Annotated in this window: 20 protein-coding genes and 1 tRNA gene; 18 read left to right on the forward strand and 3 right to left on the reverse strand. The window is 69.0% G+C overall.

All coding sequences use genetic code 11. From position 1 onward, the window contains the following. Position 1 precedes the first annotated feature (1 nt). From trpA to Amac_RS45385, 7 genes are all read left to right on the forward strand, one after another. Positions 2–799, forward strand: a complete 798-nt coding sequence (trpA, locus tag Amac_RS45355) for a tryptophan synthase subunit alpha (protein WP_155360646.1) — start codon at positions 2–4, stop codon at positions 797–799. Between the two features lie 235 nt (positions 800–1,034). After that, positions 1,035–1,520, forward strand: a complete 486-nt coding sequence (locus Amac_RS45360) for a MauE/DoxX family redox-associated membrane protein (RefSeq protein ID WP_155360647.1) — start codon at positions 1,035–1,037, stop codon at positions 1,518–1,520. Further along, positions 1,517–2,269 (forward strand): DsbA family protein, encoded by a 753-nt coding sequence (locus Amac_RS45365; RefSeq protein WP_155360648.1) that lies wholly within the window; start codon positions 1,517–1,519, stop codon positions 2,267–2,269. Before Amac_RS45360 ends, Amac_RS45365 begins: the two co-directional genes overlap by 4 nt. Positions 2,270–2,672: 403 nt before the next feature. Then, positions 2,673–3,713 carry a prolipoprotein diacylglyceryl transferase gene (lgt, locus tag Amac_RS45370; protein ID WP_155360649.1) on the forward strand — a complete coding sequence of 347 codons (1,041 nt, stop codon included), beginning with the start codon at positions 2,673–2,675 and terminating at the stop codon, positions 3,711–3,713. Next, the gene (locus Amac_RS45375; protein ID WP_155360650.1) at positions 3,710–4,183 is read left to right on the forward strand and encodes a VIT1/CCC1 transporter family protein; all 474 of its coding nucleotides are present in this window, start codon (positions 3,710–3,712) and stop codon (positions 4,181–4,183) included. Before lgt ends, Amac_RS45375 begins: the two co-directional genes overlap by 4 nt. Then, positions 4,180–5,076, forward strand: coding sequence for a hypothetical protein (locus Amac_RS45380; RefSeq protein WP_155360651.1), 897 nt, complete (start codon positions 4,180–4,182; stop codon positions 5,074–5,076). The genes Amac_RS45375 and Amac_RS45380 overlap by 4 nt, the downstream gene beginning before the upstream one ends. Positions 5,077–5,341: 265 nt before the next feature. After that, entirely contained in the window at positions 5,342–5,728 is a 387-nt protein-coding gene (locus Amac_RS45385; RefSeq protein WP_155360652.1) for a hypothetical protein, read from the forward strand. Between the two features lie 72 nt (positions 5,729–5,800). Here Amac_RS45385 and Amac_RS45390 read toward each other — a convergent pair whose 3' ends face one another. Then, positions 5,801–7,363, reverse strand: a complete 1,563-nt coding sequence (locus tag Amac_RS45390) for a bis-aminopropyl spermidine synthase family protein (protein WP_170322990.1) — start codon at positions 7,361–7,363, stop codon at positions 5,801–5,803. A gap of 159 nt (positions 7,364–7,522) precedes the next feature. Here Amac_RS45390 and gltB point away from each other — a divergent pair, with 159 nt between their 5' ends. From gltB to Amac_RS45410, 4 genes are all read left to right on the forward strand, one after another. Further along, a complete protein-coding gene (gene gltB / locus Amac_RS45395) occupies positions 7,523–12,031 on the forward strand; it encodes a glutamate synthase large subunit (RefSeq protein ID WP_155360654.1) in 4,509 nt (1,502 codons plus the stop codon). Between the two features lie 13 nt (positions 12,032–12,044). Beyond that, on the forward strand, positions 12,045–13,511 hold the full coding sequence (locus Amac_RS45400) for a glutamate synthase subunit beta (protein WP_155360655.1): 1,467 nt from the start codon (positions 12,045–12,047) through the stop codon (positions 13,509–13,511). 133 nt (positions 13,512–13,644) lie between these two features. Then, positions 13,645–15,285 carry a S8 family peptidase gene (locus Amac_RS45405; RefSeq protein WP_246269121.1) on the forward strand — a complete coding sequence of 547 codons (1,641 nt, stop codon included), beginning with the start codon at positions 13,645–13,647 and terminating at the stop codon, positions 15,283–15,285. A gap of 47 nt (positions 15,286–15,332) precedes the next feature. Continuing rightward, on the forward strand, positions 15,333–15,719 hold the full coding sequence (locus Amac_RS45410) for a DUF2784 domain-containing protein (protein ID WP_155360657.1): 387 nt from the start codon (positions 15,333–15,335) through the stop codon (positions 15,717–15,719). On the opposite strand, the gene Amac_RS45415 is transcribed toward Amac_RS45410, so the two are convergent. Continuing rightward, a complete protein-coding gene (locus Amac_RS45415; protein ID WP_155360658.1) occupies positions 15,686–16,399 on the reverse strand; it encodes a hypothetical protein in 714 nt (237 codons plus the stop codon). The genes Amac_RS45410 and Amac_RS45415 overlap by 34 nt on opposite strands. 244 nt (positions 16,400–16,643) lie before the next feature. Here Amac_RS45415 and pyk point away from each other — a divergent pair, with 244 nt between their 5' ends. Next, the gene (gene pyk, locus Amac_RS45420) at positions 16,644–18,077 is read left to right on the forward strand and encodes a pyruvate kinase (protein WP_155360659.1); all 1,434 of its coding nucleotides are present in this window, start codon (positions 16,644–16,646) and stop codon (positions 18,075–18,077) included. Between the two features lie 50 nt (positions 18,078–18,127). On the opposite strand, the gene Amac_RS45425 is transcribed toward pyk, so the two are convergent. After that, positions 18,128–18,200: transfer RNA gene (locus tag Amac_RS45425), tRNA-Leu, on the reverse strand. A 66-nt stretch (positions 18,201–18,266) separates the two neighbouring features. On the opposite strand from Amac_RS45425, the gene Amac_RS45430 reads away from it, so the two are divergent. The 6 genes from Amac_RS45430 to Amac_RS45455 all read left to right on the forward strand — a co-directional run bounded on the left by Amac_RS45430 (position 18,267) and on the right by Amac_RS45455 (position 24,616). Beyond that, the gene (locus Amac_RS45430) at positions 18,267–18,860 is read left to right on the forward strand and encodes an ANTAR domain-containing response regulator (protein WP_155360660.1); all 594 of its coding nucleotides are present in this window, start codon (positions 18,267–18,269) and stop codon (positions 18,858–18,860) included. A 235-nt stretch (positions 18,861–19,095) separates the two neighbouring features. Next, positions 19,096–20,385, forward strand: a complete 1,290-nt coding sequence (locus Amac_RS45435; RefSeq protein ID WP_155360661.1) for an ABC transporter substrate-binding protein — start codon at positions 19,096–19,098, stop codon at positions 20,383–20,385. 228 nt (positions 20,386–20,613) lie between these two features. After that, a complete protein-coding gene (locus Amac_RS45440) occupies positions 20,614–21,903 on the forward strand; it encodes a branched-chain amino acid ABC transporter permease (protein WP_246269122.1) in 1,290 nt (429 codons plus the stop codon). Positions 21,904–21,913: 10 nt separating this feature from the next. Beyond that, a complete protein-coding gene (locus Amac_RS45445) occupies positions 21,914–22,900 on the forward strand; it encodes a branched-chain amino acid ABC transporter permease (RefSeq protein ID WP_155360663.1) in 987 nt (328 codons plus the stop codon). Beyond that, positions 22,890–23,816 (forward strand): ABC transporter ATP-binding protein, encoded by a 927-nt coding sequence (locus tag Amac_RS45450; protein ID WP_155360664.1) that lies wholly within the window; start codon positions 22,890–22,892, stop codon positions 23,814–23,816. Before Amac_RS45445 ends, Amac_RS45450 begins: the two co-directional genes overlap by 11 nt. Next, positions 23,813–24,616, forward strand: a complete 804-nt coding sequence (locus Amac_RS45455) for an ABC transporter ATP-binding protein (protein WP_155360665.1) — start codon at positions 23,813–23,815, stop codon at positions 24,614–24,616. Before Amac_RS45450 ends, Amac_RS45455 begins: the two co-directional genes overlap by 4 nt. Positions 24,617–24,769 lie beyond the last annotated feature (153 nt).

A 24,769-nucleotide genomic window follows, 5' to 3' on the forward strand; every position in this document is an offset into this window, starting at 1 on the left:
TATGACATCTCTTGCCGCGGTCTTCGAGAAGGCCCGATCCGAGGACCGCGCCGCGCTGGTGGGCTACCTGCCCGCCGGGTTCCCGACCAAGGACGGGGCCGTCGCCGCCGCCTCCGCCATGGTGGACGCGGGCTGCGACGTGATCGAGATCGGCTTGCCGTACTCGGATCCGCTGATGGACGGGCCGACCATCCAGGACGCGGTGCACCGGTCGCTGAGCAACGGCACCCGGATCGCCGACGTCATGCGCACCGTCGAGGGTGTGGCCAGGACCGGGGCGGCGACCCTGGTCATGACGTACTGGAACCCCATCGACCAGTACGGCGCGGAGCGTTTCGCGCGGGACCTGGCCAACGCGGGCGGGGTGGGCACGATCACGCCCGACCTGACGCCGGAAGAGGCCGGGCCGTGGCGGGAGGCCAGCCGGGAGGCGGGCATCGAGACCGTGTTCCTGGTCGCGCCCAGCTCCACCGAGGAGCGCATCGGCATCGTCGCCGACTGCTGCACCGGCTTCGTCTACGCGGCCTCGCTGATGGGCGTGACCGGCGCCCGCGAGTCGGTCGGGCTGGCGGCCGAGGGCCTGGTCAAGCGGACCCGCGCGCACACCACGCTGCCGGTCTGCGTCGGCCTCGGGGTCGGCACCGGCGCCCAGGCCGCCGAAGTGGCCGCGTACGCGGACGGCGTCATCGTCGGCTCGGCGTTCATCCGGCGGCTGCTCGACGCGCCCGACGAGTCCGCGGGGCTCTTCGCGGTGCGCGAACTCGCGGCCGAACTCGCGGCGGGATGCCGCCGCCGCTGAACCTGCTTCCGGTACGGCCGATCTCCCTCAGGAGATCGGCCGTTTTGGTGTGATATGCAGGCAATATTCGGCGATCGCTCGCGGTTTACCGGGCTCTTATCCAGGTCATGGTGAGCTGTCTCTATTAAGTTCGGGACCGGTGACCGCCCACGCGGTCAGGTTAAGGAGTTCTCACGTGGCAGCGGATATTCCCGCTTCGCGATGGCCACTCTCCGCACAGGGAGCGGTACCCTGGGTGACGACCATCGCCCGGCTCGTGCTCGGTGGCGTGCTCATCGCCGCGGGCTGGCTCAAGATCGGCACGCCCGCCCTGTCGGTGCAGGCGGTCAAGGCCTACGAGCTCCTGCCGGGCGGGGTCGCCACGGCCGTGGGTTACGGCCTGCCCATCCTGGAGATCGTGGTCGGAGCGTTGCTTGTCCTGGGCCTGCTCACGCGCGCCTCGGCCGTCGTGGCCGGGCTGCTCATGCTCGCCTTCGTGGCCGGCATCGCCTCGGCCTGGGCGCGCGGGCTGCGCATCGACTGCGGCTGCTTCGGCGGCGACGGCACGCTCGCGGCCGGGCAGGAGCCCGCCTACCTCAGCGAGCTGCTCCGCGACGCCGGGCTCGTGCTCTGCGCGGCCTGGGCCGCCTGGTTCCCGCCGGGCCGGTTGGCGCTCGACTCCGCGCTGGGCCTGAGCGACCCGCCCGATCACCACGACGACAACGAGGAGAACGTTTCATGAGCAAGGGTGCGCGGGAAGCGTCAGCGCGCGATCGCATCGCGGCGCAGCGGGCCGCCGAACGCAAGCGGGAGCGGCGCAAGCGCCTGATGGTCATCTCGGCCGTGGGAGTGGTCGCGGTGGCGGCCATCGGTCTCGGCTCCTGGTACGCGGCCTCCCAGGACACCGCGGAGACACCCGCGCTCGCCCAGGCCCCGGCCACCGTGAACTCCGACGGCACCGTCACGCTGGCCAAGGCGGGCGTGACCGGGCCGGTGGTGGATGTGTACGAGGACTTCCAGTGCCCGGCCTGCAAGGCCCTGGAGACCAGCAGCGGATCGACGATCAAGAACCTGGCCGCCGAGGGCAAGGCCAAGGTGGTCTACCACCCGGTCTCGATCTTCTCGGCCGAGCCGACCAAGTCCAACTCGATCAGGGCGGGAGCGGCGGCCCGCTGCATCAGCGACGGCAAGCAGTGGCTGGCCTTCCACGACAAGCTCTTCCAGAACCAGCCGAGCGAGACCGTCGAGGGGTTCGCCCTCAACGACCTGGTGTCCTGGGGCGAGGAGGCCGGTGTCACCGATCCCGCCTTCCCCGAGTGCGTGACCACGCAGAAGCACGCGGCCGACCAGGAGAGCCAGTCGGCCAGGGTCATGCGCGAGGCGAAGATCACCGGCACCCCAACGGTGAAGCTGGACGGCAAGGACCTGCCCAACGAGGTCGCCTTCGTCCCCGCCAAACTGCGCGAAGCGGTGCTCGCGGCCGGTCAGTAAGCCACGTCGTTGGTGAAGCTGGACGGGATGGACCTGGCCAACGAGGTCGCGTTCGTGCCCGCCAAGTTGCGTGAAGTCGTGGTCGCGGCCGGTCGGTGAGTCACGTCGTTGGTGAAGCTGGACGGGATGGACCTGGCCAACGAGGTCGCGTTCGTGCCCGCCAAGTTGCGTGAAGTCGTGGTCGCGGCCGGTCGGTGAGTCACGTCGTTGGTGAAGCTGGACGGGATGGACCTGGCCAACGAGGTCGTCTTCGTGCCCGCCAAGTTGCGTGAAGCGGTACTCGCGGGCGGTCGGCGATCCACGCGTGAGAACCTCGCCCGCGAGGGTCGCGGGTTAGCTTGTGACAGGTCCTTTACGATCGTCCGTACCCGAGCGCGTCGCGGAGGCGGTAGCGTCCTGTGACATGCCCCTCGCCTACATCCCCAGCCCGTCTCAGGGGGTCTGGAATCTCGGACCGATCCCCATCCGGGCTTACGCTTTGTGCATCGTGCTCGGCGTCGTCGTCGCCGTCTGGATCGGCGAGCGCCGCTGGCGGGCCCGTGGCGGCCAGCCCGGCACCATCACCGACCTGGCCGTCTGGGCCGTGCCCTTCGGCCTGGTCGGCGGCCGGCTCTACCACGTCATCACCGACTGGCAGCTGTATTTCGGGGCGGACGCCCCCAACCAGCCGATCGACGCGCTCTACATCTGGAAGGGCGGTCTCGGTATCTGGGGTGCCATCGCCCTCGGTGGCGTCGGCGTCTGGATCGCCTGCCGGCGGCGCGGCATCTCGCTGACGGCGGTCGCGGACGCGCTCGCGCCCGGCATCGCCGTCGCCCAGGGCATCGGGCGCTGGGGCAACTATTTCAACCAGGAGCTGTTCGGCAGCCCGTGCGACTACGCCTGGTGCCTGGAGATCGACCCTGGCCGTCCCGGCACGGTCCCCGGAGCGGCCACCTACCACCCGACCTTCCTGTACGAGTCGCTCTGGGACTTCGCGCTCGCGGGCGTGCTGATCCTCCTCGGCTCACGCCTCGCGCTCCGCCACGGCCGCCTCTTCGCGCTGTACGTCGCGGGTTACACGATCGGCCGGTTCTGGATCGAAGGGCTGCGGGTCGACCCGGCGCACGAGATCCTGGGCCTGCGGCTGAACCAGTGGACCTCGGTCGTCATCTTCATCGGCGCGATCGCGTACTTCTGGCTGACCAGGAACAAGACCACCGAGGAGATCATCGTCGCGGGCGACGGCGGGGACGATCCCGCGCATGACCCCGCCCACGGCCCGGAACAGGCGGAAGCCGCCGAACTCGCCACCACCGACGAGGAAGCCAAGGCCACTGCGAACGCGGAGGCCGCGGAGGACTCCGCGGATCCCCCCAGCTCCTCCGATTCCTCCGATTCTTCGGATATCGATCCCGACAAAGCCACCTCCGGAGTGTCGGGGGAGGAGGCAGGCGGGCGATGACGCGCTCGGCCGCCTCCATGGCCGGGGGTGCGTACGTGTCGTTGGCCGGCCGGCGTGAGCCGGCCCAGGCCGAGATCGGGGTCGAGCGCCATGAGCTCGAACGGCATCCGAAGGACGAGCAGGACGAATTGGCTCAGGTTCACGTAAGCCGCAGCGTCGATCCCACACTCGCGCGGAGGATTTCGCGCAGTACGGAGAATCCCGCGCTCGTGTGGCAGGTGTCGCGTGGTGCGGAGAATCCCGCGTTCGTGTGGCAGGTGTCGCGTGGTGCGGAGAATCCCGCGTTCGTGTGGCAGGTGTCGCGTGGTGCGGAGAATCCCGCGCTCGTGCGGAGGGCCTCGTGCGGTGCGGAGAATCCCGCGCTCGTGCGGAGGATCTCCCGCAATCCGGAAAAGGTGCTCCTGGTCGGCGGGGTCGCCACTGCGCTCACCGGGGGACTCGGCTCGATCATCGGAGTCGGCGGCGTATGACTCCCCGCAAACGACGCCCGGCGGTCCGGCAGGACCGCTGGAGCGATTCTCGCCTGGCCGAACTCGGCCTTACTCCCGTCCAGCAGAAGATCCTGCTCGGCCTCGGCGGCGTCGCGGCGCTCCTGGTCGTCGGTCTGCTCCTCACCCTCGTCGTCCAGGGCGTCAACGGCACCGCGGCCGGGCCCAGCCAGCTCTCTGCCGGATCCTCCATCGGCCAGGCCCGCCCGTCCGAATACCAGTCCTGGCCGTCGCTGAAACAGTTCGCCCCCATCGCCGACCGCAACGCCGACGCGAAACCCCTCACCGCCGAGGAAGTCTTCGCCACCCGCACCCTGAAATCCGGCAAGCAGACGCTGAAGCTCGCCCAGCGCCAGCTGGACAACTCCTGCGCCTCGGTCCTGTGGGGCGACGAGCTGATCGAACAGGTAGCCGCCGCAGGCTGCACCCAAGCCGTCCGCGGCCTCTACACCACCACGGTCACCACCAGCGCCAACCCCACCGCCACACCGAGCGGCACCACCACCGAGCCCACCGAAACCACCGGGTCACCCAGGGCGACCACCCGCACCACCTACATCGCCCAGTACACCCTGCTCAACCTCCGCGACGCCGAAGCCGCCAACACCCTGGTCACCACCCTGGAAGCCCTCCACCGCGGCGGCTGGACCCTCCCCCTCAAACCCGACCAGGCCCCCTTCCAGGGCTACTCCGAATCCAGCGGCCACGCCATGGGCCACTACGTCGGCCTCGTCTGGGTGGCCCGCTCCGACGGCGCCGACCCCGAATCCACCGACGACTTCGTCACTCTAAGCCTCACCCTCCGAGAAGCAGAGAAGGCCATCTACCGCAGAGTCGTCACAGCAACCGGCGGAACCCCTCCAGCCACTCCGTAAGTGATCGTCGCGTCACCGAGGCCGATCCCAGAGTAACTGTCGGGGCGCTTGAGTAGGATCTGGCGTCATGAGGTGGGCCGGGGTGGTCGTGGCAGGGGCGTTTCTCGGGGTGGCGTGTTCGGTGGTGGTAGGGGATCCTCGGCCGCAGGTGTTTCGGGCGGAGTCGTCTTCGGCGATCTATGAGGCGATTGTGTCGAGAGAGGTGGATCCGGAGCCGTTGGCTGTTGGGGAGGTCTTCGGGAAGGACACGTTGAGCTTTGGGGCCGTGCAGATGAAGCGGGGGCAGTCGTTCGTTTCGGGGAACTGTGCGGAGGCGGTGTGGGGGAGTCCGCCGTTGCAGGGGTGCACGCAGGTGTTGCGGGCCGTCTACAGCGCGGACGGGGTTTCGGGGCTGTTTGCGATCTTCAATCTGGCCGATTCCGGGGCGGCGGATCGGCTGGTGCAGGCGTTCAAGAAGGATGCGTTCCTGAAGCTCGCGCCAGGGCAGCCCGTGATCGCCGGGGGTTCGGCGCAGGGCAGGGCGCTGGGGCATTACGCCGTGGTGAGCTGGGTGGCTGCGGTGGGCGACGAGAAGCCGGACCTCACCGATCCGCTGCTGGCCGTGGACTCGGTCAGCCAGTTCCTGCAGACCCGTCTCCTGAAGGCCGGGTAGCGGCAGTCAGCGAGTCCGCCCGCCACTCTCCGAGGCCAGGCGGCAACCGTCAGGGAGTCCGCCGCCGCTCTGTTAAGGGCGGGTAGTGGTCGGCACGGAATCCTCCGCCGCTCCTGAGGGCTGGGACGCGGCAGTCAGGGAGTCCTCCGCCGCGTGTGGGAGGGCGGCCAGGCGGTGGGCCGGGAGTTCCAGGGTGGTGGCGTCGGCCCAGTCGGGGACCAGGGTTCGGGCCTGTTTCTTGGTGAGGTTCCGGGCGGAGATGAGGGCTTCGCGCCAGGAGTTGGTGGCTTTGCCGTGGGCGTTGTCGAGGATGCGGCGCGCGATCCTGGCGGGGTCGTGGTCGGGGAGCGGACGTCGTACCGCGTCGAGGATGGAACCCTCGGCGGTGAGGTCGTAGACGGGGGAGAGCAGGTCGGTGAGGTCGGGGGGTGGGGTGGCGAGGAGGACGCGCACGTGGCGGGCGCGGGAGGCGAGGAGGACGCGGGGTAGCGCGGCCTCCAGGCCCGGTGGTACGGCGATCGCCACCCGGTCGGGATCGGCGGCGTAGGGCTTGGCCAGCCAGGTCGACAGGCGGACCCGGGGGAGCTTCGGCAGCAGGTCGCGCGGCCACTCCCCGACCAGCAGCCCGGGAGCGAAGGCCTCGATTCCGGCAAGGCCCGGCAAATCTTCCTTGGATTGCGCGGACTCCACCGACTGCGGGCCCTGCGTGTAGATCGCGGTGGCCAGCTTGTCCACCCGGGACGCCACCGAGGGCCAAGTCTTCGTGGTCGGCCGCAACACGTAGAGATCCGCCGCGCTGCCGATCGCCTCCGCCCCGTGATACCTATTGAAATCCGGAAATATCGCCTCAGTCAGAAGATTGAGATCAGAAAGCGCACCCTGCACCTTCAACGCCAGCATCGGCGTCCGCTCAGAAGCCCCATACGCCAGCAGAATCCGCCCCTGATCACGATCCCGCAGCCCTTCGGCCGCACGCGCCACGAACAACCCCACCCCCTCCGGCGTGTACGGCGGATCGGTGACCGCCAGATCCGCCCACCCCCGCGCCGACGGCGGCAACCCCAGCCGCAGATCAGCCCAGAATGTTCGAACCCCCAGCCCCTGGGCATCCACATACTCAAGGATCCGCTCGTCGATGTCGGCCACCGCCACCTCGACCTCCGGATGGATCATCCGCACCGCCAGCGAGGTCAGATCGTGATCTCCGACACACAGCACCCGCGCTCCGGGCAGCCAGAACCGCTCCCCGAGCAGCAACGCCCGCCGCACCACCGTGTCCGCCGTGGCCGCCACATGATCGAGCGTGTGCCGCCCCCGGGGCGCCTTGGCGATCAGCTCCCCGATTCGGGCCACCGTATCCCCATATATGTCCATAAGGTGAGACACAGGGTCCGAAATATTGGATTCAGTGCCAGTGTTGTAGTGTTTAGCCTGATCAGCTGGGATTCGGACGCGTTCGCCGCGATGCTCAAGGGGGAGCTCGCGGAGCAGCGCCTCGATGGTCCGCCGCGACGTGGCGGTCTCCCGGACCAGATCGGCGAGTGACCACCAGCGCCCATCCGCGAGGAGGGCGACCGCCCTACGGAGCCGCCTGCCATCCACTCCGGCCTGTGCGAACAGCTCGTCGATAGCCATAACTGAAACCCTATCGGCGCGCCACCGCCCGAACTCGTCCCCTGAACGCCCAGGCGGGACCATTCGCACACGGTGGGGTAATCTCTACACACCACAACTGCAGCAGGGCCAGCGTCGTCCCTCTGTCTCCACGCAGAAGATGACGACGGGAGTGATTACATGCCTGCTGCCCGCCTTGGCCGCCCTGGGGGCTTTCCCGAGCCTCAGGGCCTTTACGACCCTGCGAACGAGCACGACGCCTGTGGCGTCGCGATGGTTGCCGACGTGAACGGCCGCCGCAGCTATGACATTGTCGCGAAGGCCCTGACCGCGCTCATCAACCTCGATCACCGGGGTGCGCGGGGGAGCGAACCGGAGACCGGAGACGGCGCCGGCATCCTGACGCAGATCCCGGACGCGCTCTACCGGGCCGTCACCCCGTTCGCGCTGCCCGAAGCGGGGGCGTACGCGGCCGGGATCGCCTTCCTGCCGCACGACGAGCAGGCCCGCGCGGTCGCCATGGGCATGATCGAGGAGATCGCGGCCGAGGAGAACATCACCGTGCTCGGCTGGCGCGAGGTCCCGGTGGGCACCACGCACGCCGGGCCGAGCGCCCGCGCCGTGATGCCGTCGTTCCGCCAGCTGTTCGTCAGCTCCGGCGACCTGTCCGGGATCGATCTGGACCGGGCCGCGTTCGCGTTCCGCAAGCGGGCCGAGCACGAGGTGGACGTCTACTTCGCCTCGCTCTCCTGCCGGACCGTGGTCTACAAGGGCATGCTCACCCCGCAGCAGGTCGAGCCGTTCTTCCCCGACCTGTCCGACGAGCGCTACGTCACCGCGATCGCGCTGGTGCACTCCCGGTTCTCCACCAACACCTTCCCGTCCTGGCCGCTGTCCCACCCGTACCGCTACATCGCGCACAACGGGGAGATCAACACGGTCAAGGGCAACCGCAACTGGATGCGGGCGCGGGAGGCCATGCTCGGCACCGGGCTCATCCCCGGCGACCTGGAGCGGCTGTTCCCGATCTGCGACCCGGACGCCTCCGACACCGCCTCCTTCGACGAGACGCTGGAGCTGCTGCACCTGGGCGGCCGGTCGCTGCCGCACGCGGTGCTGATGATGATCCCGGAGGCGTGGGAGAACCACACCGAGATGGACCCGGCGCGGCGCGCCTTCTACGAGTTCCACTCCACCCTCATGGAGGCCTGGGACGGCCCCGCCTCGATCTCCTTCTCCGACGGCACCCTGGTCGGGGCGGTCCTGGACCGCAACGGCCTGCGCCCGGGCCGGTTCTACGTCACCGACGACGGCCTGGTCGTGCTCGCCTCCGAGGCGGGCGTGCTCGCCGACATCGAGCCGGAGCGGGTGATCCGCAAGGGCCGCCTGCAGCCGGGCAAGATGTTCCTGGTCGACACCGCGCGCGGCCGGATCATCGAGGACGACGAGATCAAGGCCGAGCTGGCCGCCGCCGAGCCGTACGGGGAGTGGCTGCACGCCGGTCTGGTGCGTTTCGAGGAGCTGCCCGAGCGCGAGCACGAGCACCCCACCCACGAGGCGCTGGTGAAGCGGCAGCAGACCTTCGGCTACACCGAGGAAGAGCTGCGGATCATCCTCACCCCGATGGCGGTCACCGGGGGCGAGCCGCTCGGCTCGATGGGCACCGACTCGCCGGTCGCGGTGCTGAGCGAGAAGCCGCGGCTGCTGTTCGACTACTTCAGCCAGCTGTTCGCCCAGGTCACCAACCCGCCGCTGGACGCCATCCGGGAGGAGCTGGTCACCTCCCTGCAGTCCACGATCGGTCCTGAGGGCAATCTGCTGGAGCCGGGGGCCGCGTCCTGCCGCCGCCTGGTCCTGCCGTACCCGGTGATCGACAACGACGAGCTGGCCAAGATCGTCCACATCAACGACGAGGGCGCGCTGCCCGGCTTCCAGCCGTACGTGGTCTCCGGCCTGTTCCACGTGGGCGGCGGCGGGGACGCGCTGCTGCGGCGGCTGCGGGAGATCCGCGAGGAGGTCTCCCGGGCGATCGCGGACGGGGCCAGGATCATCGTCCTGTCCGACCGCGGCTCCTCGGCCGAGAAGGCGCCGATCCCGTCGCTGCTGCTCACCGGCGCGGTGCATCACCACCTGATCAGGGAGAAGTCCCGCACCCGGGTGGGCCTGGTGATCGAGACCGGCGAGGCCCGCGAGTGCCACCACATGGCCCTCCTGGTCGGGTACGGCGCGAGCGCCATCAACCCTTACCTCGCCATCGAGACCGTCGAGGACATGACCGCCACGGGGATGCTCTCGATCGACCCGCGCAAGGCCGTCCGCAACCTGATCAAGGCGTACGGCAAGGGCGTGCTCAAGGTCATGTCCAAGATGGGCGTCTCCACGGTCGCCTCCTACACCGGCGCGCAGATCTTCGAAGCCCTCGGCCTCGGCCCCGACGTGATCGCCGAGTGTTTCACCGGCACCACCTCCCGGCTAGGCGGCGTCGGCTTCGACGTGCTGGCCAGGGAGGCCCAGCAGCGGCACCTGAAGGCGTACCCGAGGGCGGAGAACGCGCACCGGCGGCTGGAGGTCGGCGGCGAGTACCAGTGGCGGCGCGAGGGCGAGCCGCACCTGTTCAACCCGACCACGGTCTTCAAGCTGCAGCACGCCACCAGGACCAAGCGCTACGAGATCTTCAAGGAGTACACCTCCCTGGTCGACGGCCAGGCCGAGACCTTGATGACGCTGCGCGGCCTGTTCAAGCTGCGTCCCGGCACGCCCGTGCCGATCGAGGAGGTCGAGTCGGTCGAGAGCATCGTGCGGCGGTTCTCCACCGGCGCGATGTCGTACGGCTCGATCTCGATGGAGGCGCACGAGACGCTCGCCATCGCCATGAACCGGCTCGGCGCCAAGTCCAACACCGGCGAGGGCGGCGAGGACCCGGAGCGGCTGCGCGACCCGGCCCGCCGGTCGGCGATCAAGCAGGTGGCCTCCGGCCGGTTCGGCGTGACTAGCGAATACCTGGTCAACGCCGACGACCTGCAGATCAAGATGGCGCAGGGCGCCAAGCCCGGCGAGGGCGGCCAGCTGCCCGGCCACAAGGTCTACCCGTGGATCGCCAAGACCCGGCACTCCACCCCCGGCGTCGGCCTCATCTCGCCGCCGCCGCACCACGACATCTACTCCATCGAGGACCTGGCCCAGCTCATCCACGACCTGAAGAACTCCAACCCGCTGGCCCGCGTGCACGTCAAGCTGGTCTCCGAGGTCGGCGTCGGCACGGTCGCGGCGGGCGTCTCCAAGGCGCACGCCGACGTGGTGCTCATCTCCGGCCACGACGGCGGCACCGGCGCCTCCCCGCTCACCTCGCTCAAGCACGCGGGCGCGCCCTGGGAGCTCGGCCTGGCCGAGACCCAGCAGACGCTGCTGCTCAACGGCCTGCGGGACCGGATCGTGGTGCAGGCCGACGGCCAGCTCAAGACCGGCAGGGACGTCATCGTCGCCGCCCTGCTCGGCGCCGAGGAGTACGGCTTCGCCACCGCCCCCCTGGTCGTCTCCGGCTGCGTCATGATGCGCGTCTGCCACCTGGACACCTGCCCGGTCGGCGTGGCCACCCAGAACCCGGAGCTGCGCAAGCGCTTCACCGGCAAGCCCGAGTTCGTGGTCAACTTCTTCGAGTTCATCGCCCAGGAGGTCCGCGAGTACCTGGCCGAGCTGGGCTACCGCTCGCTGGACGAGATCATCGGCCACGCCGAGCTGCTCGACACCGACGCGGCCGTGGACCACTGGAAGGCGGCCGGGCTGGACCTGACCCCGATCCTCTACCAGCCGGAGCTGCCCGCGGGCACCCCGCTGCACCAGGTCGTCGGCCAGGACCACGGCCTGGACCGGGCGCTGGACAACACGCTGATCCAGCTGGCCGAGGGCGCGCTGGAGTTCGGCGAGCGGGTCACCCTGGAGCTCCCGATCCGGAACGTGAACCGGACCGTCGGCACCATGCTCGGCCACCACGTCACCCGCAGGTGGGGCGGCGCGGGCCTGCCGGACAACACCATCGACGTGTCGTTCACCGGCTCGGCCGGCAACTCCTTCGGCGCGTTCGTGCCGCGCGGCATCACCCTGCGGCTCACCGGCGACGCCAACGACTACCTGGGCAAGGGCCTGTCCGGCGGCCGGATCGCGGTCCGCCCGGCCAACGACCTGGACGGCCACATCGTCTCCGGCAACGTCGGCCTCTACGGCGCGACCTCCGGCGAGGCGTTCATCCGGGGCGTGGTCGGGGAGCGCTTCTGCGTCCGCAACTCCGGCGCCACCGCCGTGGTGGAGGGCGTCGGCGACCACGGCTGCGAGTACATGACCGGCGGGCGGGCGGTCGTGCTCGGGCCGACCGGGCGCAACTTCGCGGCGGGCATGTCGGGCGGCATCGCGTACGTGCTGGATCTCAACCCGGTCCGGGTCAACCGGGAGATGGTGGAGATCGAGGCGCTCACCGACGAGGACTCCGACTTCCTCCGAGAGACCGTCGAGAAGCACCTGGCCGAGACCGGCTCGCCGGTGGCCAAGGCGCTGCTCACCGACTGGGACGCCGCGCTGGCCCGGTTCGGCAAGATCATGCCCATCGACTACAAGCGGGTGCTGCGCGCCCGCGCGGAGGCCGAAGCCGAGGGCCGGGACATCGACGAGGCCGTCATGGCCGCTTCGCACGGATAAGGGGGGACACTCGATGGCTGACCCGAAGGGGTTTCTCACGCATGACCGGGAGCTGCCGCAGCGCAGGCCGGTGGACGTCCGGATCCGCGACTGGCGGGAGGTCTACGACGCCTTCCCGGCCGAGAAGCTGACCAGGCAGGCCGCCCGCTGCATGGACTGCGGCATCCCGTTCTGCCACAACGGCTGCCCGCTCGGGAACCTCATCCCGGAGTGGAACGACCTGGTCTACCGGGACGACTGGCGGGAGGCGATCGAGCGGCTGCACGCCACCAACAACTTCCCCGAGTTCACCGGGCGGCTCTGCCCGGCGCCCTGCGAGATGGCCTGCGTGCTGGGCATCAACGCCGACCCGGTCGCGATCAAGCGGGTCGAGGTGGAGATCATCGACCGGGCGTTCGCGGAGGGCTGGGTCACGCCGCAGCCGCCGCTGGCCCGTACGGGCAAGAAGGTGGCCGTGGTCGGCTCGGGCCCGGCCGGGCTCGCGGCCGCCCAGCAGCTCACCCGCGCCGGGCACGACGTGGTGGTGTTCGAGCGCGCCGACGCGATCGGCGGCCTGCTCAGGTACGGCATCCCCGAGTTCAAGATGGAGAAGCGCAACATCGACCGCCGGATCGAGCAGATGGCGGCCGAGGGCACCGAGTTCCGCACCGGCGTCAACGTCGGCGTGGACGTCACGGCCGCCCAGCTGCGGGCCGAGTTCGACGCGATCGTGCTGGCCGGCGGCGCGACCGCGTGGCGCGACCTGCCGGTGCCAGGCCGGGACGCCGAGGGCGTCTACCAGGCGATGGAATACCTGCCGCCCGCCAACAAGGGCTTCGGGGACTCCAGCATCTCGGCGCGCGGCAAGCACGTCGTGGTGATCGGCGGCGGCGACACCGGCGCCGACTGCATCGGCACCGCGGTCCGGCAGGGCGCGGCCTCCATCACCCAGCTGGAGATCATGCCGAAGCCGCCCGCCGACCGGCCGGGCTCGCAGCCGTGGCCGACGTTCCCGATGCTGTTCAAGATGGAGAGCGCCCACGAGGAGCTCGCCGAACTGGGCGGCGACCGGGTGTACGCGGTGTCCACCACCGAGTTCGTCAAGGACGCCGAGGGCCGGCTGGCCGCACTGCGGCTGATCGACGTGGAGGGCCCCGCCGCCGGGTTCAAGCCGGTGCCGGGGACCGAGCGGGAGATCCCGGCCCAGCTGGTCACGCTGGCGATGGGCTTCCTCGGCCCGGAGAAGGGCGGCCTGCTGACCGAGCTGGCCGAACTGTCGGCCGGGGAGTTCTTCGACCCGCGCGGCAACGTGGCGCGCAACAGGTCCTACCAGACCGGGGTGGACGGGGTGTTCGCCGCCGGGGACATGGGACGCGGGCAGTCCCTGATCGTCTGGGCGATCGCGGAGGGCCGCTCGGCCGCCGCCGCCGTGGACGAGTACCTGACCGGCCAGACCGCCCTGCCGGTAGCCATCCCACCGACAGCCCGGCCGCTAGTCTAATATTCCGATATATACGGCGTCCTGCCTTAAGGCAGGACGCCGTATGCATTTTTGCACATATCGTAAATATGCTGATCGGCTTGTAATTATCCGCGACGGGAAGAATGATCATATTCCTGTGCGAGGAGGATCGTTGAGCAAGCAGCGGCGGGCGGCCCGGTTTCTGGCGCTCGGGATATCAGCGGCACTGCTGGGTACGGCTTTCGCCGGAGCATCGGCGACAGCGGACCCGCCGGGGGAGTACCTCGTCTTCTACCTGCCCGGCCAGCGGGACGCCGCCGCCCGGGCGGTGACCGCCAGCGGCGGGTCGGTGACCGGCGAGGAACCCAGGCTCGGCTACCTACTCGCCACGACCGCCGCGCCCGCCCGCGTGGGCGCCAGCCCGGCCGTCGCCGCCGTCGCCAGGGACCGCAAGATCGGCGCGACCACCCGGGCCCGCTGGGACGGCGACCCGCCGCCCGCGACCGCCAAGCAGCCCCCGGCCGTCAAGAAGGCCGCCGGGGAACCCCTGGCCTCCCGCCAGTGGGACATGCGGATGATCGGCGCCACCCCCACCGGGTCGTACGCCAAGCAGCGCGGCAGCCACAAGGTCCTGGTCGGCGTGATAGACACCGGCATCGACGGCAAGCACCCCGACATCGCCCCCAACTTCAACCGCGAGCTCAGCCGCAACTTCGTCATCGACCGCCCCAAGGACCCCAACGGCAAGACCTTCGACGGCCCCTGCGAGTACAAGAGCTGCAAGGACCCCGCCGACGTGGACGACGACGGCCACGGCACGCACGTGGCCAGCACGATCGGCTCCCCGCTGAACGGCGTGGGCATCGGCGGCGTCGCCCCCGGCGTGTCCCTGGTCAACCTGCGAGCTGGCCACGACGCCGGCTTCTTCTTTCTCAAGCCCACCATGGACGCCCTCACCTACGCGGGCGACAAGGGCATCGACGTGGTCAACATGTCCTTCTACGTCGACCCGTGGATGTTCAACTGCCCCGCCAACCCCCAGGACAGCCCGGCCGAGCAGAAGGAGCAGCGGGGCATCCTGGAGGGCATGAAGCGGGCGATCGCCTACGCCCGCGGGCGCGGCGTGACGCTGGTCTCGGCGATCGGCAACAGCGCCCTCGACCTGGGCAAGATCACGGTGGACGGGACCAGCCCCGACTACCCGATCGGCGCCGAGCGCGAGCGCAAGGTGGACAACTCCTGCCTGAACGTCCCCGCCGAGCTGGACGGCGTCATCTCGGTCACCGCGGTCGGCCCGAGCGGGCGCAAGGCGATCTACTCCGACTACGGCGTCGAGCAGGCCGACGTGTCCGCGCCCGGCGGCGACCTCGCCGACCCTGTCACCAGGCTCAAGGGCGTGGCCCGCGAGATCCTGGCCGCCGCGCCCGCCAAGGCGCTGCGCGCCCAGGAGCTGATCGACAAGCAGGGGCGGCCGATGACCTCCTCGGTGATCAAGAGCTGCGCGGGCGGGAAGTGCGCGTACTACCAGTATCTGGAGGGCACGTCGATGGCGGCGCCGCACGCCACCGGCGTGGTGGCGCTGCTGGTCGCCCGGTTCGGGAAGCCCGGCAAGGGCGGGCTTCAGCTGAATCCGGCGACCGCCGAACGGCTGCTGTACTCGACCGCGTCCGCGAAGCCGTGCCCGACGCCCAGGGCGTACCGGTATTCGGCGAAGAACGTGCAGGTCTGTGAGGGGCTCAAGGCCAAGAACGGGTTCTTCGGGCATGGGGTTGTCAACGCGTTCCGGGCGGTCACGCTACCTAAGGACGCCTGAGTAGCAGGGCGGATCCCCCCGGGATCCGCCAGGCTTACCGTGGAAGCATGATGTATCGGGCTGTCTGGGAAGTCACGATGGTCGTGCATTTCATCGCGATCGGCTACATCGCCCTGGGGGGATTCCTCGCCTGGCGCTGGCCACGCCTGATCTGGCCCCATCTGGCCTTCGCCGGCTGGGGCCTGATCCAGCTCACCGGCCTGGTGGAATGCCCGCTCACCGCGCTGGAGAACTGGGGCCGGCACCACGCCGGAGCCAGCGGCCTGAAACCGGGCGGCTTCATCGACACCTACATCGAAGGGGTCGTCTACCCGGCCCAGTATGTCTGGCTGGTCCGCTGGGTCGTCATCGCCGCCATCCTGATCTCCTGGGCCGGCGTCGCGCTGCGCCACCGCCGCGCTCAGCGCGGCATGTCGCACACGTCCACCGCGTAGTCCAGGAACTTCACCTGCACCGCCTCCGGCGGCACCACGACCATGGTGTACGACTCCCCGCCCGGCGTGGCCGTGCCCTGCACCGAGAACAGATACGCCTGCTTCGCCTCCGCGAACGCGTGCGGATCGCACCGGGTCGGGGTGACCAGCACCGGAATCTCCAGGCTCGCCCCGGTGAGCAGGTCCACCGGCTTACGTTTCCCCGACACCGGTTCCAGCCGGTAGTGCGTGGTCCCCAGCAGGTCGTCCACGCTCACCGGCGAGGAGCCGCGCTTGCGGGTCACGGTGAGCGTGCCGCGCAGGCGGTCGCCGTCCCTGGTCCAAGCCGTCCCGAACGACACGTCCACCGTCTGGGCCAGGATGAACTGGGCGCATTCGGTGCGCACCAGGCGGGCCAGCAGCGGGTCGGTGGCCGGGATCGGGAACCTGACCTCGCGCGCCGGCTCGTTCCCTGCCCGCAGCCTCGCCACCACCACGGCGGGCTTCGGCGCCGGGATCGTGGTCGGGTCACAGCGGGCGGGGCCGTACGGGATGGGCAGATCGGTCCGCGGCGTGCGGCCCAGCGGCATGTCCACCCGGCGGGGTGGCACCGTCTCGAAGGACTCCGACTGGAGCTGCAACTCCTCGAAGAAGAGCGGGAGCGTCCCGGTGTTGGTGACCGCCACCTGCATGCGGTGCACCGGCACATCGGAACGCCATTGCTGTAACGAGACCGAAACACCGGTTGGGGGCTCGGTTGATTGGGTAGCCTGTCCACCGCACGCGATGACGCTCAACAGCGTTGAGACGGCAGCTAACCTCCAGAAACGCCCCATAGCGGGTAAGGCTAGGACACCTTAGCGATCGCGTGAAGTCACTGACAATTAGGCCACAGCAATGGAAGCCGTCACTATCAAGTGGTCTGGACCAATTAGGCTAGGACTCGTGAGTCGTCGAGCAAAGATCGTCTGTACCCTCGGTCCCGCCACCTCCTCTCCGGAGCGCCTCCGCGAACTGATCGCGGCGGGCATGGACGTGGCGCGATTCAACCTCTCCCACGGCAGTCATGAACTGCACCAGGAGATCCTCGACCGGGTGCGTGAAGCGGCCGCCGACTGCGGCCGCGCCGTCGGCGTCCTCGCCGACCTGCAGGGACCAAAGATCCGCGTGGGCAAGTTCGCCTCCGGGCCGGTGCGGCTCGGCGTCGGCGACGTGCTGACGATCACCACCGAGGACGTGCCGGGTGATCGCGACATGGTCTCCACGACCTACCAGGGCCTGCCCGGAGACGTCAGCCCAGGGGACACCATCCTGGTCGACGACGGCCGCCTCAACCTGGAGGTGACGGCGGTCGAAGGGCCGCGGGTCACCACCCGGGTGGTGGTCGGCGGCATGATCTCCGACAACAAGGGCCTCAACCTGCCCGGCGTCGCGGTCAGCGCCCCCGCGCTCACCGAGAAGGACGAGACGGACCTGCGCTGGGCCCTGCGCACCGGCTTCGACATGATCGCCCTGTCCTTCGTGCGCTCCGCCGAGGACGCCATGATCGTGCACAAGATCATGGACGAGGAGGGGGTCCGCCTCCCGCTGCTCGCCAAGGTGGAGAAGCCGCAGGCGGTGGACTGCCTGGAGGAGATCATCGACGCCTTCGACGGCGTCATGGTGGCCCGCGGCGACCTCGGTGTGGAACTGCCGCTAGAGCAGGTGCCCATCGTGCAGCGCCGGATCATCGAGCTGTGCCGGGAGAAGGCGCACCCGGTGATCGTGGCCACCCAGATGCTTGACTCGATGATGAACGCCCCCCGCCCCACCCGCGCCGAGGCCTCCGACGTGGCCTACGCGGTGATGGACGGCGCGGACGCGGTCATGCTCTCCGGCGAGACCTCGGTCGGCAGCTACCCGATCGACTCGGTGGCCACCATGGCGAAGATCGCCACCGCCGCCGAGGGCGCCACCCTGCACGCCACCCACAACCTGGACCGCCGCCCCGAGACCACCGGCGGCGCCATCGCCCGCGCGGCCGCCGAGGTGGGCGCCATCGTCGGCGCGAAGGCCCTGGTCGCCTTCACCATGTCCGGCGAGACCGCCCGCCGGCTGGCCCGCTATCGGTCCCCGATCCCGCTGATCGCCTTCACCTCCAACCCCCAGATCCGCGGCCAGCTGGCCCTGACCTGGGGGGTGCAGACCTTCCAGGTCCCGTTCGTGCACCACACCGACGACATGGTCCGCCAGGTGGAGGCCTCGCTGCTCGCCCTGGGCGAGTTCGAAAAGGGTGACAAGATCGTTATCGTGGCGGGCTCCCCGCCCGGGAGCCACGGCTCCACCAACGCGCTCCGGGTCCACACCATCGGCTCCGCGGTGGCCCACCCGCAAGCCTGACCCCGGAAACGCCGACGGCCCGCCAGGCAGCGCCAGGCGGGCCGTTTCCGTGCCCTGAGTGGGATTCGAACCCACACTAGATGGTGTTTGAGACCATTTCCTCTGCCGTTGGGATATCAGGGCAGACCGCCGTCCGGGATCATGTCGGCCCCCGGGCGTGTTCCTAATGTAGCGGACGTCGGTAACCTCTTGTGCGTGACTGGAACGCAGCGGCGAGTGGTGATCGCGGAAGATGAGGCACTGATCCGCCTCGACCTGAAGGAGATGCTGGAAGAGGACGGCTACGCGGTCGTGGGCGAGGCGGGCGACGGCGAGACGGCCGTCAAGCTCGCCACCGAGCTCCGCCCCGACCTGGTCATCCTGGATGTGAAGATGCCGGTCCTGGACGGGATCTCGGCGGCCGAGCAGATCGTGTCCGAGCGGATCGCGCCGTGCCTGATCCTGACCGCGTTCTCCCAGCGCGACCTGGTCGAGCGGGCCAGGGACGCGGGCGCGATGGCCTATCTGGTGAAGCCGTTCACCAAGGGCGACCTGGTTCCGGCGATCGAGATGGCGGTCAGCAGGCACGAGGAGATCGCGGCCCTGGAGAAGGAGGTCACCACCCTCTCCGAGCGGCTGGAGACCCGCAAGCTGGTCGAGCGGGCCAAGGGCCTGCTGATGGCGCAGCACGGCTGGACCGAGCCGCAGGCGTTCCGGTGGATCCAGAAGGCCTCCATGGACCGGCGGCTGAGCATGCGCCAGGTGGCCCAGGCGGTCGTGACGGACGCGGCGGGGCCGTCCTGACCTGGATGGTCATGAAACAGGGCTCATGGGCGATCTTGCGGCTTTCGCCGCTTTCGTCCGCGACGACCCAGGTCAACGGCATCGCAGGGCTAGGTTGAGGACTTATTACGACTCCGCATCCAAGTGCCGTCAGTTCTGATGCATTCCTGGTCAGAGCAGTGTGGTGTTATGTACGTTTCCACCATTCGATCGGGCTCGCGTCGGCGTGTCCGGGCATGGATGAAGGAGACACTTCATGATCCGCATTGCCCCCTTTGGGCGCGTGCTGGCGGTCGCCGCGGCGGCCAGTCTCGCGCTCACGGCCTGTGGTGGCGGCGAGGAAACCGCTACGCCGGCGTCTTCCGCGCCAGCGGCACCGGCTTCCTCCGCGCCCGCCGCAGCCGCTGGCGACGGCGTGCTCACGATTGGCGCACTGCTGCCGCAGACCGGTGACCTGGCCTTCCTTGGCCCGCCGGAGTTCGCGGGCGTGAAGCTGGCGGTCAAGGAGATCAACGAGGCCGGTGGCGTCCTCGGCAAGCCGGTCGTGGAGATCGACACCGACTCCGGCGACACGAAGACCGACATTGCCTCGCAGTCGGTGGACAAGCTGCTGCAGCAGAACACCGACGTGGTGATCGGCGCCGCCTCCTCCGGTGTGTCCAAGACGGTTATCGACAAGATCACGAACGCCGGTGTGGTGCACTTCTCCCCGGCGAACACCTCGCCTGAGTTCACGACGTACGCGGACAAGGGTCTCTATTTCCGGACCGCTCCGTCTGACGTGCTCCAGGGCCGGGTCCTCGGCGACCTCATCGTCCAGGACGGCAGCGACACCGTGGCCATCCTGAACCGCCAGGACTCCTACGGCAACGGCCTCGCCGACGAGGTCGAGAAGTCGGTGAGCGGCGGTGGCGGCGAGGTCGTGGTCAAGACCGCGTACGACCCGGCCGCGGCCGACTTCTCGGCGGACGTCGCGAAGCTCAAGGAGGCCAACCCCAAGGCCATCGCCCTGATCGCGTTCAACGAGACCACGAAGATCATTCCTGAGCTCAAGAAGCAGGGTCTGGGCCCGGACAAGGTCAAGATCTACTTCGTCGACGGCAACCTCGCCGACTACTCCAAGGACTTCCCGAAGGGCACCCTGGAGGGCATCAAGGGCACCCTGCCCGGCGCCAAGTCGCCCGACGACTTCCGCCAGAAGCTGCTCGGCGTCGACCCGGCGCTGACGGACTGGAGCTACGCCCCCGAGTCGTACGACGCCACGATCCTGTCGGCGCTCGCCGCCGAGGCCGCCAAGTCCGACGCCGGCACCGCTGTCGCGAGCAAGCTGATCGACGTCAGCAAGGGCGGCGAGAAGTGCACCGACTTCGCCGGGTGCCTGGCCCTGCTCAAGGAGGGCAAGGACATCGACTACGACGGCCTGAGCGGCCCGGTCGAGTTCAGCGACGCCGGTGACCCGTCCGAGGCCACCATCGGCATCTACCAGTACGACGGCGAGAACAAGTACTCCAACATCACCTATCTGTCCGGCAAGGTCGCCGGCTGATCCCAGTTCGGCTCGCACAGCCGTGAAGAGCCCTGGTCGCAAGGCCGGGGCTCTTCGTTTGGGAGGGTGGGGAGCGGCTAACACGCTCTGGTCACCGATTGGTGACGAACGGTCCATAATCGGACCCTGGAGAATATGCTCCGGCCACAACGGCAACAGATACTTGCCGTGTCGCTTTTTCGGGCTGGCTGGGCACAACCCGGCCATGACCTAAGTGAGGGAACAGCTTTGCGCAGAGCCGTGATCGCGTTCACGGCCTTCCTGGGTGCGCTCTTCATCCTGCTCGCCTCCCCCGCCTGGGCGGAAGGGGAGTCGCTGAGGGGCACACTCCAAAACCAAGGCCAGCCGGTGAACGGCGTGAAAATCAGCGTGACCTCGGGAGACGGCCAACCCGTCGGCGAGGCCACCTCCGACGCCGAAGGAAAGTGGGAAGTCCCGGTTCCCGCCGCGGGCAGTTACAAGGTCACCCTGGACCAGGCCACCCTCCCCGCCGGGACGGTGCTGAAGTTCAAGGACCGCGCGACGCTGACCGTGCAGGTGTTCGAAGGCAACTATCGCAACGTCCTGTTCGCCCTGGCCAGCGGGGACGCCGCCGGTGGCGCGACTGAGCCGGACAGCGGCGGTAGTCGCAGCGCCTTCTGGACCAGGGTGGCGCAGCTCGCCTTCGAGGGCCTCAGTCTCGGACTGATCATCGCGCTGGGCGCGCTGGGGATCTCGTTGATCTTCGGCACCACCGGCCTCACCAACTTCGCCCACGGCGAGTTGCTCACGGTCGGCGCTTTCATCGCGTTCGTCCTGAACACGACCGTCGGCCTGCACCTGCTGATCGCGACACCACTCGCGGTGATCATCGCGGCCGGGTTCGGCTACGGCCAGGAACGTTTCTTCTGGGGCCCGCTGCGCAACCGCAAGACCGGCCTGGTGTCGATGATGATCATTTCCATCGGCGTGGCCATGTTCCTGCGCTACCTCCTGCTCTTCCTGTTCGGCGGCGAGAACGTCCCCTACGAGCAGTACGTGGCCCAGGACGGCATCGAACTCGGCCCCATCTTCACCACGCCCAAGAGCCTGATCGCGATGGGCATCGAGATCGCGGTCCTGATCGCCGTCGGCCTGGCCCTCACGTTCACGCGGCTGGGCAAGGCCACCCGGGCGGTGTCCGACAACCCCGCGCTGGCCGCCTCCTCGGGCATCAACGTCGACCGGATCGTCAGGATCGTCTGGGCCATGGGCGCCGCGGTCGCGGGCCTCGCCGGGATCATGCTCGGCACCACCCAGATCCTCAACTTCCAGATGGGCCAGCAGATCCTGCTGCTGATGTTCGCCGGGGTGACCCTGGGCGGCCTCGGCACCGCCTTCGGCGCGCTGGTCGGCTCGCTGGTGGTGGGGATGTTCGTCCAGATCTCCACGATCTGGATCGCCCCGGAGCTCAAGACCGTCGGCGCGCTCGCCGTGCTCATCCTCGTGCTCCTTGTCAGGCCGCAGGGCATTCTCGGCCGCCGCGAGCGGATCGGTTAGGACGAAAGTCATGGACTGGACTCTCATCTTCATCCGGGCCGTCGAAGCCGGAATCGGCACAGAAGCCGTCATCTACGGGCTCGCCGCGATCGGCCTGAACATCCACTTCGGCTACACCGGGCTCCTCAACTTCGGCCAGGCGGGGTTCCTCGCCGTCGGCGCGTACGGCGTCGCGACCACCGTCGCCACCTTCGGGCTGCCGTTCTGGCTGGGCATCGCGGTGGGGCTGGCCGCGGCCGTCCTGTTCGCGCTCCTGCTGGGCATCCCCACCCTGCGCCTGCGCGCCGACTACCTGGCCATCGTCACCATCGCGGCGGCCGAGATCGTCCGCCTGGTGGTGCGGTCGGTGGCGCTGCAGGACACGTTCGGCGGCACCGACGGCCTGGAAGCGTTCTCCGATGACTTCTACGGGATGAACATCTACGCTCCCGGGTCGTACGACATCGGCCCGATCGGCTTCGACCACCGCACCATGTGGGTGCTCACCGTGGGCTGGGTCCTGGTGGCGATCGCGTGCACGGTCGTCTACCTGGTCATGAAGAGCCCGTGGGGCCGGGTGCTGAAGGCCATCCGCGAGGACGAGGACGCGGTGCGCAGCCTCGGCAAGAACGTCTTCTCGTACAAGATGCAGGCCCTGGTCTTCGGCGGCGTCATCGGCGCGCTGGCCGGGTTCCTGTTCGCGCTCAGCCGGGCCGCCACCCAGCCCGACCTGTTCAGCACCGAGCTGACCTTCTTCGCCTACACCGTGCTCATCCTCGGCGGCGCAGCCCGGGTGCTCGGCCCGGTGCTCGGCGCGGTGGTCTTCTGGTGCCTGCTGATCCTGGTCAAGACGGGTATGGAAGAGGCCGTCAACCACCAGGTGATCACCTTCATCACGGTGAACCAGGTGGGCTCGATCAACTACATGCTGGTCGGCCTCGGCCTGATACTCCTGCTGATCTACCGTCCGCAGGGCATCCTCGGCGACAAGAGAGAGATCGCGCTCGATGCACGCTGAAACTGTGAACCGCAAGGCGGAGGCGCTCGCCGCGCTCGCGAGCGTGCCCTCCGAGCCGGGCGCGCCCAAGCCCGACCCCATTCTCGTGGTGGACAACGTGGTCCGGCGCTTCGGCGGCCTGACCGCCGTCGAGGTCGAGCACGTGGAGGTCCAGCGCGGGTCCATCACGGCGCTGATCGGGCCCAACGGCGCCGGCAAGACCACCTTCTTCAACCAGCTCACCGGCTTCGACACCGCCGACTCCGGCACCTGGACGTTCAACGGCAAGCCGATGAACGGCGTCTCCGCGCACCAGGTCGCCCGCCAGGGCATGGTCCGCACGTTCCAGCTCACCAAGGCGCTGTCCAAGCTGACGGTGATGGAGAACATGCGGCTCGGCGCGCAGAAGCAGCGCGGCGAGAACTTCTTCCGCGCCCTCGTCGCCTCGCTCTGGCAGCCCCAGGAAGACGAGATCACGATTCGGGCCGAGGAACTTCTCGAACGCTTCAAACTGGCCGCCAAGCGCGACGACTTCGCCGGCTCGCTCTCCGGCGGGCAGCGCAAGCTGCTGGAGATGGCCAGGGCCCTCATGGTCGGCCCGGAACTCGTCATGCTCGACGAGCCCATGGCGGGCGTCAACCCGGCCCTGACCCAGTCCCTGCTGGGCCACGTCAAGGATCTGCGCGAGCAGGGCATGACCGTGCTGTTCGTCGAGCACGACATGGACATGGTCCGCGACATCAGCGACTGGGTCATCGTGATGGCCCAGGGCGCGGTGATCGCCGAAGGCCCGCCCGACACGATCATGGCCGACGCCCGGGTGATCGACGCCTACCTGGGCGCCCACCACGACGCCCCGCTGACCACGGCCGAGGCCGAGGAACAGCTGCACCAGGCCGAGGCGGAGCTAGAGGCGGAAATCGAGGAGAAGGCATGAGCAGCGAAGACCCCGCGGCCGCCGGGCAGGAGTCCAGCGCCGCCGTCATCGACCGGTCGGAGCACCTGGCCGGCGCGGCAGAGGCCGTGCTCAGAGCCGACGAGCTGTTCGCCGGGTACGTCCCGGGGGTCAACATCCTCAACGGCTGCGACCTGTATGTCAGCAAGGGCGAACTGATCGGCATCATCGGCCCCAACGGCGCCGGCAAGTCGACCTTGCTGAAGTCCCTGTTCGGCCTGGTCAACGTGCGCAGCGGCGAGGTCACCCTGAACGGTGAGAACATCACCAACCTGAAGGCCCACTCGCTGGTGGCCCGTGGCGTCGGTTATGTGCCGCAGACCAACAACGTCTTCCCGAGCCTCACCATCGAGGAGAACCTCGAAATGGGCGCCTTCCAGGTGCCAAAGAAGTTCAGGGAGCGGTTCGACTTCGTCTGCGAGATCTTCCCCGCGCTGCGGGAACGCCGCAAGCAGCGGGCCGGATCGTTGTCCGGCGGCGAGCGCCAGATGGTGGCGATGGGCCGGGCGCTCATGACCGAGCCGTCGGTGCTGCTGCTGGACGAGCCGTCGGCCGGCCTGTCGCCCAAGCTGCAGGACCTGGTGTTCATCCAGGCCCAGCAGATCAACCAGGCCGGGGTCACCGTGATCATGGTCGAGCAGAACGCGCGGCGCTGCCTGCAGATCTGTCATCGCGGGTACGTCCTGGACCAGGGGCGCAACGCGTACATGGCGAAGGGCAGTGAACTGATCAACGACCCGAAGGTCATCGAACTGTACCTGGGCACGCTCGCCCGGGCCTGATCCGTTGTGAGATAACGCCGACCGCGCCCGTGTGCGCATGTCATATCACGCCCGCGTCATATCCGAGCGGCCCCGCCCGCGGCATCGTCCGCGGCCGGGGCCGCTCGCTTGTTTCAGCTCGAAATTGGATCGGCACCGGCAATGATTGTCCAG

Origin of the sequence: Acrocarpospora macrocephala (assembly GCF_009687865.1) — a bacterium.
Classification (GTDB): Bacteria; Actinomycetota; Actinomycetes; order Streptosporangiales; family Streptosporangiaceae; genus Acrocarpospora; species Acrocarpospora macrocephala.